The following is a 14,278-nucleotide window of genomic DNA, read 5'->3' on the forward strand; positions in this document are numbered from 1 at the left end:
GCCGGACGCATCATGGCGGCGGTCGCCTCGCTTGGCGGCCACATCAAAAACAATGGCCCGGCGGGCTGGCAGGTGCTCGGCCGAGGCTGGGCTCATTTGCTGGAGTTGGAGCAAGGGTTTTTGATCGCGAGGCAAATGATGGATGAGATGTGATCAATCATGAGGGGGGAGTGAGGTCGGAGTGCTTCAGACCAACCTGGGGGAACTCGTGTGCTCACATGTTTGGTCGGGTGCCCCCGCGTGGTGGGTTAGCGAGGCTGTCGGCGGTGAGTTGGAGTCGTTGAAGGGCCTCTGGGAGGTTGTCTGGGGAGATCGGGACTACTTCGAGCAACCTCTGGGAGGTGGATTGGAAAGGTCGGGATCATCCCGAGGGACCTCTGGGAGGTAGAAAAAATGGTTGAGACCATGCTGAGAGACCTCTGGGAGGTTGTCTGAAGAGGATGAGACCATCTTGAGGGACCTCCGAGAGGTGGAAAAAATGGTTGAGACCATCCCGATGGACCTCTGAGAGGTGGAAAAAATGGTTGAGACCATCCCGAAGGACCTCTGGGAGGTTGTCTGAAGTGGTTGGGACCATCTTGAGGGACCTCCGGGAGGTTGAAATTTTGGTCTGGCGTACGCGGAAGGACCTCTGGGAGGTGGTTGGGAATGGTCTGGCGTACTCGGAAGGACCTCTGGGAGGTGGTTGGGAATGGTCTGGCGTACTCGGAAGGACCACTGGGAGGTGGTTGAGAATGGTCTGGCGTACGCGGAAAGACCTCTGGGAGGTGGAAATTTTGGTCTGGCGTAGGCGGAAGGACCACTGGGAGGTGGTTGGGAATGGTCTGGCGTACGCGGGAGGACCACTGGGAGGTGGTTGGAAATGGTCTGGCGTATGCGGACGGGCCTCTGGGAGGTGTGTTAGGGCGCGGGGCCCTGGTCAAAAGGCTCAGTCGGCCATGCTCTGCAACGCCAGAAGATCCGGATCGAGGGAGGTGTCGATGCGGGTGGGGATCTCGATGGTGAAGGTGGTGCCTTCGCCGGGGGTGCTGTCGACGTGGATGGAGCCGCCCATCAGGTCGCAGAAGCGACGGGTGATGGTGAGGCCGAGGCCGGTGCCGCCATGGCGAGAGATGGAGCGCTGGTCGGCCTGGTAGAAGGCTTCGAAGAGGCGTTCGAGGTCTTCGGGGGTCATGCCGATGCCGGAGTCGGAGACTTTGAAGGCGATCCAGGGTTGTGGGGTGGTGGCTTCGTCGGCGTCCTGGTCGGTGTCGTCGCTGGCGAGGGGCAGGGCGGAGGAGGGGTGGGGGGGGGCGATGAGATCGATGGCCAGCGCGACGTTGCCGTCTTCGGTGAATTTGGCGGCGTTGCCTAAAAGGTTGAGGAGGATCTGACGCAGGCGAGTCTCGTCGTTGAAGAGGGTGAGGTCTGGGATTTTTGAGAGGGTGAAGGTGTTGTTGTTGCTCTCGACGAGCTGGCGAGCGGTGGCGGCGACGTCGTCGATCATGGCGGTGAGCGAAAACTCGTGGGGAACGAGCTCGATGTGGCCGGCCTCGATCTTGGAAAGATCGAGGATGTCGCTGACCAGGCGCAGCAGGTGCTTGCCGGCGACCTGAATGCGGTCGAGGTCGGCGGCCAGGGCGGGGAACTCGTCGGGGGAGTGTTCTTCAAGAAGCATCTCGGCGTAGCCGATGATGGCGTTGAGCGGGGTGCGCAGCTCGTGGCTCATGTTGGCCAAAAAGGTGCTCTTGGCGCGGTTGGCGCTTAAGGCCTGTTCGGTGGCGAGCTCAAGGTCGTCGTTGAGGCGCTGGCGCTCTTCGTCAGCGAGGATGCTGGAGGTGACGTCGCGCACGAGGAAGACGGAGTGGTTGGCGTGTTCGCCGAGCTGGTGTTCGGAGCCGGTGTCGGTGAGCTCGAAGACGCGGCGCATGTTGTCGGGGGTGCGGATGTCGGCCAGGGCGCTCTTGAGGTTGAGGTCGCCGGCAAGGCCGGTGGCGGCGTCTTGCCAGTCGCAGGCGTCGAGGGCGATGGACCACCAGCGGGTGGCCGAGCCCCAGGGCTCGGCCATGGTGTGGAGGGTGGGGCTGGCGCTGATGAGATGGCCTTTTTGATCGGTGATGGCCAGGCCGAGCTGCACGGCGCTTGTGGCGTGCTCAAGAAGCGAGGCGCTCTTTTCGCTGGCGCGGGCGACTTCGGCTTCCAGGCGGGTGGTGCGGGCGGCTTCCAGGAGCACGGCCAGGGAGTTTGTAAGACCCTGGAGGGTGCGGATGTCGCTCTGCGCGAAGACGCCTTCAGCGAGTGTGGAGTCGAGGTAGACGACGCCCCGGGTCTGGGCACGCGAGATCATGGGGACGGCGATGGCGCTGCGCAGGTGGTCGTCAAAGGCCTGCTGGTCCCAGCGGGCGCCTTCGCGGACGTTGTGGACGACGAGGGGGCGCTGGGTGGCGAAGACCTGCTGGACGATGCCGTCGGCCCAGGTTTTGCGGGTGAGTTCGAGGGCGTCGGCCGCCTCGTTGACGGGGGAGGCGGCGTCTTTGAGGCGGTTGTCGGCGTGACGGGTGGCCTCCAGCACAAGGCGGGTCTCGTCGTCGGGGTCGAGGTGGAAGAAGAAGCCGCGCTCGGCGCCGAAGATGGCGATGAGCTCGTCGAGGACCTGGTTGAGTTTGGTCTGGGGGGTGCCCAGATCGCTCAAGACCTGGTGGATGCGCAGGAGCGCGTCGAACTGCTGCTGCATGCGCGAGGTAAGATAATCCGTCGAGGTAAAGGAGCCGCGGGTGGCGGTGGAGGAGCGGGTCATCAGGGGGTTGGAGCCGGTGCGAAGCTCCTCGGCGAAATCGGCGCGGAGGCGGCGCAGGCGGCGCGACCAGCCCTGATCTTGTGCGATCTGGAGGGCCTGACGGACGTAGCGGGAGGTGACGTCGGTGGCGCGACCGGAGCGATGCAGCAGGGCGTAGCCACGGGCGATCTCGAAGTGAACGAGCGGCATGTCGCTGTCGTCGGCGAGCTTGCGGGCCTGCTCGAAGTGGCCGGGGACCTCATCGGGGCGCTTCTTGTAGAGGGCCAGAAAGCCGCAGAAGAGGTGGTGGTAGGCGCGCAGAAGGGGCACGTTGGCGCATTGGTCGAGCTCGGCCAGGGCCGCTTCCAGGGCGTCGAAGGGCGGGGTGAGGTCGCGATCGAGGGCGCGTTCGACGCGCAGGAGGTAGATCCAGGCCTTCCAGACGTAGAAGGGGCGCAGGTAGAACTGGACGTTGGGGAAGTTCATGGGGAGGGATTCAAAGCCCTCGATGTGGCGGTCGGCGCGGGCGTCGATGTCGTGACGCTCGACGCAGTACATGAGCAGGCTGTGGTGGAAGACAGCGTGGTAGTAGAGCTGGGCGCCGGTGACGGCGAAGTAGCGCTGAACGGCGGCTTCGTATTCGCGCAGCTGCTCGGTTTGCCCCAGGGCCACAAGGGCGGTCATGGCCATGGCCTGAAGCGGGGTGGTGACGAACTGGCGCTCGGCGTTTTCTTCGCCCAGGCGAGAGTTGAGCTCGCGGATGGCCTGGTGAGCCACGGAGAGGGAGCGGCGGTGGTGGCCGCGCAGGGCGTAGGTTTCGGTGAGCACGGTGGAGCCGGAGGCGTACTCCCAGGCGTCGAGCCACTGGCCCTGATCCATCACCGATTCTTCGAACATACGCTCGGCTTTGAGGGTGTGGCCTTCGAAGTCGCGGGTCATCGCGTTCATGAAGTGCACCATGCCCAGGACCGAGCGGTCGCGGGTGGCGCGGGCGTGGTCGAGGGCGCGGCGGGCGTGATCTTTGCTCCAGTAGGGGCGGCCCATCATCGCGCTCATAAAGCCGAGCAGGCTGTGGGTACGGGCCAGGAGCGCGGAGTCGTTGAGGCGTACGGCGATCTCGTGCTGGCGCAGGGCGATCTGCAGCAGGAGCTCGTCGTCGAAGGTGAAGTAGCCGATGCGCGAGCCGTAGTTGTAGAGATCGGAGAGGGCTTCGATGTGGCGGCGCTCGGCGTTGGAGACGGGTTTTTGCAGCCACTGCTGCAGGGCGGGCACCCGCGTGGTGAGCTCACCGCGGGCGAAGCCGCCCAGGCTGATAACCAGGTCTTTCGGCGTGGGGCGAGGAACGCTTTCGCCGATCTCGCCGAGGGCGGATTCGAGCTGTCGGCGGGCCTGGGAGATGTCGAGGTTGGTGATGTCGACGTTGGCCAGATCGCCGCGGAGCAGGGCGCGCAGGTAGGGGTCGGAGGTCTGCTCGATGGCGCGGCTTAAGTGCCTGCGCGCCATGTCGAGGTGGCCGGTGCGGGCGGCGATGCGGCCTAAGTCAGCGTCGAGGGTGTCATGGCGGGTGCCAAAGTCCTCGGCGATGCGGGCGGCCTCGCGCAAAAAGCCAAAAGCCTGCTGGTAGGCGAAGCTCTGCATGGCGAGCATGCCGGCCTTGTGGTTGATGTTGAGCGCGCGGGCCGGGTTGAGGTGGGGGAGGCCTGAGGCGTAGTGGCGCGCCAGATCGAAGAGGTGGTCGTCGGCGTTGTCGCCCTGGTCGAGGGCAAGGGCGATGGCCTGATGGCGGCGGTGGCGCTCGGCGGGATCGAGGTCGTCGAGGAGGCGCTGGCGAAGAGAGTTATGAACCAGTGAAAATCCCTGGTCGGGGAGGTTTCGCAAGAGACCGGCCAGGCCGGCCTGGGCGAAGGCGTCTTCGACGAGGCCGAGCTCAACCTCGGCGCACATGGCGAGCTGTTCGGGCTGGTCGACCACGCCGAAGAGGGCGATCCAGGAGAGGATGTCGCGGGTCTGTTCGGGGAGCTGGTCGAGCTGGAAGTGCAAAAGCTCGGCCATATCATCGGGGAGCTCGAGCTTCTGGAGGCGCTCGGTGTCGAGGGTCCAGCGGCCCCAGGAGGGGCGGAGCACCGCGGCGTCGAGGAGGGTGCGGATGAAGCTTTCGACGGCGTAGGCGTTGCCACCGCTGACGGCGAAGATGCGCTCGACGAGCGCGATGTCGACGTCGGCGCCGGCCAGGCGGGCGCGGATCAGGGCGTCGACCTCGCGCAGGGTGAGCTGAGAGAGAGCGACGCGGTTGTGCAGGATGCGGCGCATCGAGCCCGCGAGCTGGGTGGTGCGGGGGGAGGCGTGCTGGGAGTCGTCGGCGCCGAGCAGGATGAGCAGGGGGGCTTCGCTGCGGGAGAGGTCGAGGCGCTGCAGGACGCGCTCGGTGGCGTCGTCGAGCCACTGGGCGTTGTCGATGGCGATGAGCGCGCCGTTCATGTTGGCGGCGATCTGCTGGATGATGGTGGCCATCGCGTCGTAGACGACGTCGGAGCGCAGGTCGACCTGGGCCGGGGCATCGGCGCTGGCGGCGACGGCAAGCTGGCGAGCGAGGCGAGGCACGGCGACCTGGAGGGCATCGAGTCGGTTGTCGATGGCCTGCAAGAAGAAGCCGGCCGTCATCATCAGCTCTTCGCCGGAGAGCTGGTCGAAGTAGTCGCAGACCGGGTCGAAGAGGCGCTGCAAGGGGGCGAAGGGGTGGGGCTCTTCGGGCTGGATGGTGATGGAGAAGGTGCCCGCGCCTTCCGATGCCGCGCGGTTCAGAAGTTCGTGGATGAGGCGAGATTTGCCGCTGCCGGAGGGGCCTTCGACGATGACGAGGGTGGTGTTGTTGTTTTGAGAGTGGTCCCACGCCTCCAGGAGCTGCTGGAGCTCAGCGCGGCGGCCGACGAGCTCGTGGATGCCATGATTGATGGCGACCGCGGCGCGCGGGGTCTTGATGCTCTGCAGGGCGGTGAGCAGGGCGGCCGCGGAGGGGAAGCGGTCGGAGGGATCTTTGGCGAGCAGGCGCTGGATGATGCCCGAGAGCGTCGGGTCGAGGTCGGGACGGTCTTGAAGCGGGTCGGGGATGGGGGCGGTGGCATGGCGAGTGAGGATCTCGTGGCGCTCTTCGCCGTCGAAGGGGGGCTTGCCGGTGGCGGCGAAGTAGAGCACCGCGCCCAGGCTGTAGAGGTCGGAGCGGTGGTCGACGAGGCGGTCGAGCATGCCGCCCTGCTCCGGGGCCATAAAGCGCAGGGTGCCCTCCAGACGCTGGGCGTCGTCGGCGACGGCGTCGGCGGCCAGGCCAAAGTCGATGAGGCGGGGCCTGGCGTCGTCGTCGAGGAGGATGTTGGCGGGGTGAATATCGCGATGAATAAGCCCGTGATCGTGGACCTGAGCAAGGGCGTCAGCCAACTCGGTGGCGATGGCGAGGATGGCGTCGGAGCTCAACGTGCGGCTGGCCACGACCTGCTGGAGCGTCTCACCTTTGACGTATTCGAGAACAATATAAGGCGTTTTGTCGGACTCACCGACCTCGAAGATGCGCGGCAGCGCCGGGTGGGTCAGGCACGCCAGAAGACACCCCTCGCGCAGAAAGCGGCGGCGGCGGTTATCCGAAAGATGCTGGCCGGGCTCGCGGGAGGTTTTTACGGCCACGGAGTCGACGCCGCGGCTGGCGAGGATCACCACCGATTCAGCACCGCGACCGATGACTTTATGGAGGCGAACGCCCTCGATGGTGGGGGCGTGGGCGAGGGAGGAGAGCGCGGTGGAGGGCATACGACGTGGCCGGGGCGAAACGAGGTGGTGAGCGGGGGAGAGGCTGCGGGAGGCGGGGCGCCGAGCGAAGGTCCGGGGCCCCGGGTTGTTGAGGTTGGTACAGGGCGCGGGAGGAGCGCCGGAGGTTGGTGAGGGGCTTATAACATTGCGCCGCTAAAGGGTTTGTAACGGTTTGTTCGGGTTGGTTCAAGTCGGGTGGGGCGCGTTGTGGTTGTGGGGCGCCGGGGTTTGCGGGGTGGGGAGGTTCGTGTGGGCGTTGGGTGGCGAGCGCCCCGGGACGACGCTGACGGCGCCGCCCTGGATGCGGTCGGGTTGGGGGGGGAAGCGGGAGTGAGTGCGTTCAGCTACGGGCCCTGTTGAGCGAAGGGAGAAGTGCTTGAAGGCGGCAGCGTTCTGACGTAGAAAGTCCGCTCAGGTCTACGCTGTGAGCGAACGTCGATGTTGCGCGTGATACGTGGAAAGCACCTCGAAGTGCGTTAGAAGCCGGGATGATGCTGAGGCATCGCCTGCGCCGGGTATGTTGCATCGAGATGTTCTCTGTGGGGCGTTCATGGATGCCGACGTCGGCTCAACGCGTAGTGACGTCACGCCGGATACAATGGGAGAGCTCATGTCTCGAAACTATCGTTTGATTGTTGGTCGTGTGGTTACGCTGCTTGCACTGGTCATTGGACTGTCTTGCGGCGGCGACGAGCCGGATGGCACTGTTGCCGATGCTGGTGATGATGCCGGGGGAAATGGTGATGTGTCGGATGCGTCGGATGCGTCGGATGCAAGCGAGCGGGAAGGGTACACCTGGCGGAAAAGCTCGGTGAAGGTTGAGGTGCGCCCCGACGATGATGCCGCTGTGAACGGAAATATGGAGGTCGACCCGGCCGAGGTTGACGTGACCTTCTACGCAGAGTTTGCGCTGCGGCCCGATGAGGACTCCAGTGAAGATGAGGAGATTCCGGTCGAAGACGGCACGGTGCTCGTGGGCGTTGGTGATGTGGGAGCGTCGGCTGACGAGGACTTTGAATGGATCGAGCTCACCCATCAGGGCGACGGTACGTACACCGGCTCTGATCAGGGGTTGGCTGCCGTCTATCGGATGAAGATGGAAGCGCCCGGGGTCACCTCGTCCACCAACACCACCGAGTCGATTCCTTTCGCTCGGATTCTGTCGCCGGTTGACGGAGACTCCTACCCGCGCAGTCAGGACCTTGCGATCGCGTTTGAACCGATCGAACAGGGGATCATGGTCGAGGCGCTGCTCGATGGTCGCATGCTCTCCCGCGCCAGCAGCGTTGCTGACCAGGAGGAGCTTGCGATTTCGTCGGCGTGGTTAGAGCGCGGTACGAGCCCGAAAGTTGGCATTAAGCGCGTTGCCGGTGAGGTAAGTGTTGGTAGCGCGGGCGCGTCCGGGATCGTCATTGAGATGTATCGGGAAGTGGATGTGACGATCGAGTGATGTTCGGGTTGGGGGGGGCGGTTTGCGGGGTGGGTCGATTCGTGTGGGTGCCGAGCGCCCCAGGACGACGCTGGCTGCGTCGCTGCGTCCTCGCGGTGGCGCTGCCACAGCTTCGTCCTGGCTCCTTGCCATCGCAGCCCTGGATGCGCTCGGGTGGGTCGATGTGCGTTGTGGTTGTGTGGTTTTGTGGTTGTGTGGTTGTGGGGCGCCGGGGTTTGCGGGGAGGGTCGATTCGTGTGGGTGGTGAGGGGAGGGCGCGAGCTGAGTGGTGGGGCTCGGGTGTCGAGAACGTGAGGTAAGCGCGCCGAGTCGTGGGACTCGGGCGTCGAGAACGTGAGGTAAGGGGGCTGAGTTGCGGATCTTGGCGTCGAGAACGTGAGGTAAGGGGGCTGAGCTGTGGGACTCGGGTGTCGAGAAGGGCAACTAAGGGGGGCTGAGTTGCGGCTCTGGGTATCGAGAACGCCAGCTAAGGGGGCTGAGTTGTAGGACTCGGGTGTCGAGAACGTGAGGTAAGAGAGCTGAGTTTTGGATCTGGGCGTCGAGATTGTGAGCTAAGGGCGCGGCGAGCTAAGGTCTGGGGTTCTGTGGCGTCGCGGTCGTTCGCGGCGATGGCGCGAGCGTGACACGGCACGTTTCGACTTTTTGACGAGGTGACACCATGAGCGACCACACACCTGCCGAGCTTATTTTCTACGAGACGGCTGAGGGCAAGGTGCGCGTTGAGGTTCATCATGAGGATGAGACCTTCTGGCTCAGCATCAACCAGATGGCGGCATTATTCGGGGTGGATAAGTCCGGGGTCAGCCGCCACTTAAAAAACATTTTTGAAAGCGGTGAACTGATGAAAGAGGCAGTTGTTGCAAAATTTGCAACAACTGCCGACGACGGCAAAACCTACCAGGTGGATTACTACAACCTCGACGCGATCATCTCCGTCGGTTACCGCGTCAACAGCTCGCAGGCGACCCGCTTCCGCATCTGGGCGACGAACACTCTGCGAGAATTCATTGTCAAGGGCTTTGTGCTTGATGATGAGCGTCTCAAGCTCAACAAGCGCTTCGGTAAGGACTACTTCGACGAGCTGCTGGAGCGGATTCGGGAGATCCGGGCCAGTGAGCGGCGTTTTTATCTAAAAATCACCGACATCTACGAGCAATGCAGCGTCGACTACGATAAGAACGCGGCGATGACGAAGACCTTTTTCAAAACGGTGCAGAACAAGCTGCACTGGGCGGTCACCGGCAAGACAGCCGCCGAGATCATCGCTGAGCGCGCCGACGCCGACAAACCCTCGATGGGGCTTACCACCTGGAAGAACGCGCCGGAGGGCAAAGTCATCAAAAAGGATGTGAGCGTCGCGAAAAACTACCTGATTGAGACCGAAATCAAAGAGTTGGAGCGCATCGTCTCCATGTACCTCGACTACGCCGAGAACCAGGCTGCCCGCCAGCGGCCGATGAAGATGGCCGACTGGATCAAGAAGCTCGACGCCTTCCTGGAGTTTAATGAGTACGAGGTTTTGACCAACGCGGGGAAAGTGTCCGCCCGAGTCGCAAAAGCGCTGGCCGAGGAGGAGTATTCGAAGTTCCGGGTCCGGCAGGATCGGGAGTTTGAGAGCGACTTTGAGCGCGAGGTAAAGCGGGTACGGGGGAAGGGGGATTGAGCGGGCGGGGGCTGGTCGAGCTTGAGTCCGCACACCCTCGACGCCAGCTACCTGAGCAGCAGCGCCTATCGGCTCACACAGCAACACGCCCATCCGCAGTGGTCCGACCACGTTCGCGAAACACTCGATGACCTTCGAGAGAGACTCCGCCATGGCATTTAGTCGAAGCACCATGCTCAGCGAACGCTCCGACGAAGCGTCGCTGACCCGCGATATGGTGGGGATCGGAATGAACTTCGCCGGCGACGCCAACCGCGATGCGCCGATCGAGGAGACGCTCGTGCTCGCCACGGCGCTCGGGATGGAGGGCCACGACTTTCGCGTGTTGGCGGTGCTCACGACCTGGATGGATGTCCACCAAAAACACATCAACGTCGACCGCCTCGCGCGATGCGTTGCCGAACATCCCTCCGAGCGCGTGCTCGCCTACTGGGCGGCCGTTTCGACGTGGCTCAAAAAGGACCGTCGCTTCGCCAGATTCGCAAAGCTCTATCAGGGGCCTCCGCTCGATCTCTTGCCCGTAGGGACCGACTTCCAAATTGCGCGCCGCGGAGAAGACGCGCGCTTTGAAGGTTCGCCGCTGCGCGTCCCCGCCGGCACCCTGCGAGACCGTGTCGCCGACGTGCTCTCTCCCGAGGCGCTGGTCCGTCAGCACGCCGGCTACCGAAACCGTGTGCGGATGGGACCCTCCTGGCGCGCCGATGTGTGGACAGTGCTTGAGCGCGACCCCGAGCTGAGCGCGGCCGAGGCGGCGCGACGCGCGGGATGCTCGTTTGCTACGGCGTGGCGGGTGGTTGAGGATTTTCGGGTGTTGCGGGGTGGCGAGGTGGGGTTGGGGTAGGTGCGGCAACACCAGCCTCGACTTCACGCTGACCCAGCAGAGGATGGGTCGATATACTTCACCTTAAGCAAAGCCGGATCGAGGTGATCGAAATCTTTATCCGTCGTCAGCAACACCGCGTTTGCAGCCCGGGCGCATGCGGCAATCCAGAGGTCATTCTTCCCCATGTTGCGTGCGCCCGTGGGGTGGCGCTGGGAGTAGAGGTCGATCTCCACATAGGCATCCAGCACCGCCGGTTGGTGGATGTCTACCGTGACCAGGTTGTTTAGGGCTTGGTCGAGCGCCGCGAGTTTCGCGGCACCCCAACCATTGCGACTCGCCAAAACGCGAACTTCACCATGGGTGACGATCGAGATGGCCGGGCGCACCTTCGAGCTTCGAAGCCCGAATTGGTTGTCGATGAACCTGGCGAGCGTGTTTCCGCGTACCAACGTCAGGACGATGTTGGTGTCCAGCACGTAGAAGGGGTCGCTCATTCGATAGCCTGCAGCGCTTTGAGGAGCTCCTCTTCACTCTCATCGCCCGGCCAGGTGCCAAAGAATGCGGACACGCCCGAGGACGCATCCTGCGGCACCATCTGCATAACAGGCACGTTTCGCAGTGCTACCGGTGCGGCTTCGAATACGCTGTCACCCTCGCTCGCGGCAGCGAGTGATTCGACATCCAGCTTTAGCAGCCGTCCCGACGGGCGGTAGTGCGCGATGCCTGAAACGACGACGCGCTGGCCAAAGAGCTCTTTAAGAGTCTCCGAGTTTGGGGAGTCCAGCCGCGCGGAGATGCGGGTGCCATCTTTCAACATCAGTGTGAGGTCGGCGCGGGATGCGGAAATGGTGTCGAGGGTCCCCACCACGCGGGCCGCCCGAGGCGCGGGCGTTTCATCACGACGCATCTCCATCATCGGCACGTCCGAGGGCATGATCACGAGCGGCCCTGCTCGCCGCTGCAACCCTTCGAGCTGAAGGCCCTCCATGCCCGCACCGGAGAGCTTTGCGAATCTCACACAGGTGTCGAGTAACGCGCGGTCCGCCACAATATCGTCGGGGTCGCGCTCCATCACGGCTTCCAAAACTTCCCCAAAAAGATCGATGGCGCTGCGCTCCTGAAGGTCGTCTTCGCGTTCGTCGAAAAGGGCGCCCTGCGCGTTATCGCCGAATATCGCGGCTTCGACTTCCCTCAAGGTTGGCGCTTCGATCGAGATGAGCGTTGAGCCCGCGCTGAGCCCCGTCACATCGATCGCGCAGGCCGCATCAAGCCAGGCGGGGCGCGGTCCTTTTCGGACGCTCTCACCCTCCACAGCGAAGCGTGTGGCCTGGCGCGCACCTTCCAACAACGCGCCGACCGCCTCTTGAAGGGTCGCCGCCGATACGCGCACCTCGTCTTTCGCTCCGCCCATCAACCTCAGGTGATGTTTGTTCATGTATGCCTCCTTGCGATGCCACCGCCTGCGGGACGCGTCTCTGGCACGAACCCTTCGCCGATCAAATAGAAACGCGCCTGGCGAGCTGACTATGCCACGGGATGGGGGCCGGCCGCACCCCGGCAAAGAACTCTCGCCAATGCTCGGTTGGGCTTCGGTGTTGTCCGGAATCGGACCGTTGCACCATCGGGGCAACACGCACTTTTGAGGCAACGCCTCCACTCGCCCGACACGCGCACCCCACGGCCAAATCTCTTATCCATCCCCATCGCCCCACAACTTCCCCGCTGGGCAGCCCGTCGCCACTCTGGTAAAGACTTGTATCTAAGTTCGGCGTAGTAGCCACCACACCACGCACGTTTCGGGGAGTTTTCTCGCGCATTGAGCCTCATGATCGGACGCGACGGGCAACGCCCTCGTCTTTCGCGATTCGGGCGCAGAGCCGGCAGGTTGACGCGTGGTCCTCTCTTATAGCGGTCTCGGCAGGTACGGGTGCTCATGCAACCCCTGCCGCACCGAACCTTGCGCAACTCTTGTTGAGGAGATGATTTGAGCTTCCAAACCCCGATTACCATTCACAAGGCGTTGGAGCGCATTCACCGCCATGACTATGTGTTGCCGGCCATTCAGCGCGAGTTTGTCTGGCGGCCCTCGCAGATTGCGCGTCTCTTCGACAGCCTGATGCAGGGCTATCCGATCGGCTCGTTCCTCTTCTGGAGCGTCGATCAGGATCACGTGCGCCAGTACAAATTTTACGACTTCGTGCGTGACTACCATCAACGCCTGCGCCCGCATTGCCCGCCGATTGAAGTGCCGAACAACCAGTCGGTGGTGGCGGTGCTCGACGGGCAGCAGCGGCTCACGGCGCTCAACATCGGGCTTCGCGGGAGTCACGCACAAAAAGAGCCGCGCAAGTGGCGGAACAACCCCGACGCCTACCCCGAGAAGCGTCTCTATCTGAACATCGCTGCGAGGGCGGACGATAATGAGGGGGGCATGCTCTATGACTTTCGTTTTCTGACCGAGGGGCGCGCTCGTCATTCTGAAGGCCACCACTGGTTCCCGGTGTCGCGGATTCTCGACCTGGGCCTTGGCCCCGAGCTCTTTCGCTACATTCAGCAGAACGACCTGGCGATGAATGACCACGCCTTTGAGATGCTGGACCGCTTGCACAGGGTCGTGCATATCGAGCCGCTGATCTCCTATTTTGAAGAAGGCTCCCAGGACCTCGATAAGGTGCTCAACATCTTCATCCGCACCAACAGCGGTGGCACCGTCCTCTCCTACTCCGACCTGCTGCTCTCGATCGCCACCGCGCAATGGGATACCCGCGACGCGCGCAAGGAGATTCACGGGCTGGTCGACGAGCTCAACGCCACCCGCTTCGGCTTCTCCCTCTCCAAAGATTTTGTTCTCAAAGCCGGCCTCATGCTCGCTGACATCGGCAGCGTCGGCTTTAAGGTCACGAACTTCAACCACGACAATATGGCCGAGCTGGAGCGCCGCTGGAGCGACATCGCCCGTGCGCTCTCGCTGACCGTGCAGCTGGTGGCCGATTTTGGGTTTTCCGGCAAGACGCTGAGCGCCGACAACGCGCTATTGCCCATCGCGTATTACCTCTACCAGCGCAACCTCGACGCCAGCTACCTGAGCAGCAGCGCCTACCGGGCGGACCGCGAAAACATCCGCGGTTGGCTGGTGCGCTCCTTGCTCAAATCAGGCATCTGGGGCAGCGGCCTTGATACGATGCTCACCGCCATCCGCGCGACGTTGCAAAAGTACGGCACCACGCACTTCCCGATCGATGAGGTCGAGTCCACGATGCGCTCCCGCGGCAAGGCGCTGCGCTTTGAGGCCGAAGAGCTCGAAGATCTGGTGGATGTCGCCTACGGCGACCGCCGCGCCTTTGCGCTCCTGACGCTGCTCTTTCCCTTCCACGATCTGCGTCACGAGTTTCACGTCGATCACGTCTTCCCCCGAAGCCGCTTCACCGAACGCCGTCTTGCCAAAGCGGGCATCGCCGCCGCAAAACGCCCCGACTGGAGCGACTGCGCCGACCGCATTGCGAACCTGCAACTCCTCGACGGCGTGCTCAACAAAGAGAAAAACGCCGCGCTCCCGCACACCTGGCTCACACGAGCGTTGCCCGAGCCCGACCGCCGCGCCGCCTTCGTGGAGCGTCATAGGTTGGGCGAGGTCCCGGAGTCGATGGAGGGGTTCATGGATTTTTATGAGGCGCGGAGGGAGAGGTTGTTGGGGAGGTTAAAGGAGGTGTTGGGGGAGGAGGTTGTTGGGGAGGTGGAGGGGGCGGTGTGAATTTCAAGTTGAACGTATGTGCCAATGAACCGGATCGC

At 63.5% G+C, this 14,278-nt stretch carries 7 protein-coding genes; 4 read left to right on the plus strand and 3 right to left on the minus strand.

Annotation, left to right across the window (positions count from 1 at the left end):
- Positions 1–928: 928 nt before the first annotated feature.
- Positions 929–6,553 carry a protein kinase domain-containing protein gene (locus FRC98_RS18735; protein ID WP_146982954.1) on the minus strand — a complete coding sequence of 1,875 codons (5,625 nt, stop codon included), beginning with the start codon at positions 6,551–6,553 and terminating at the stop codon, positions 929–931.
- 610 nt (positions 6,554–7,163) lie between these two features.
- On the opposite strand from FRC98_RS18735, the gene FRC98_RS18740 reads away from it, so the two are divergent.
- The 3 genes from FRC98_RS18740 (at position 7,164) to FRC98_RS18750 (ending at position 10,507) form a co-directional block, all read left to right on the plus strand.
- Positions 7,164–8,003: a hypothetical protein gene (locus tag FRC98_RS18740; protein ID WP_146982955.1), complete on the plus strand. Its 840-nt coding sequence runs from the start codon at positions 7,164–7,166 to the stop codon at positions 8,001–8,003.
- Between the two features lie 658 nt (positions 8,004–8,661).
- A complete protein-coding gene (locus tag FRC98_RS18745; protein WP_146982956.1) occupies positions 8,662–9,666 on the plus strand; it encodes a virulence RhuM family protein in 1,005 nt (334 codons plus the stop codon).
- 151 nt (positions 9,667–9,817) lie between these two features.
- A complete protein-coding gene (locus FRC98_RS18750; protein WP_146982957.1) occupies positions 9,818–10,507 on the plus strand; it encodes a hypothetical protein in 690 nt (229 codons plus the stop codon).
- A gap of 23 nt (positions 10,508–10,530) precedes the next feature.
- On the opposite strand, the gene FRC98_RS18755 is transcribed toward FRC98_RS18750, so the two are convergent.
- Together FRC98_RS18755 and FRC98_RS18760 are read right to left on the minus strand one after the other, a co-directional pair.
- Positions 10,531–10,983: a PIN domain-containing protein gene (locus FRC98_RS18755; RefSeq protein WP_146982958.1), complete on the minus strand. Its 453-nt coding sequence runs from the start codon at positions 10,981–10,983 to the stop codon at positions 10,531–10,533.
- Positions 10,980–11,924 (minus strand): hypothetical protein, encoded by a 945-nt coding sequence (locus FRC98_RS18760; RefSeq protein ID WP_146982959.1) that lies wholly within the window; start codon positions 11,922–11,924, stop codon positions 10,980–10,982. Before FRC98_RS18760 ends, FRC98_RS18755 begins: the two co-directional genes overlap by 4 nt.
- Before the next feature lie 549 nt (positions 11,925–12,473).
- Between FRC98_RS18760 and FRC98_RS18765 the strand changes: the two genes are divergently transcribed.
- On the plus strand, positions 12,474–14,240 hold the full coding sequence (locus tag FRC98_RS18765) for a DUF262 domain-containing protein (protein WP_146982960.1): 1,767 nt from the start codon (positions 12,474–12,476) through the stop codon (positions 14,238–14,240).
- The last annotated feature ends 38 nt before the right edge of the window (positions 14,241–14,278 follow it).

Source organism: Lujinxingia vulgaris (genome assembly GCF_007997015.1).
Lineage (GTDB): Bacteria > Myxococcota_A > Bradymonadia > Bradymonadales > Bradymonadaceae > Lujinxingia > Lujinxingia vulgaris.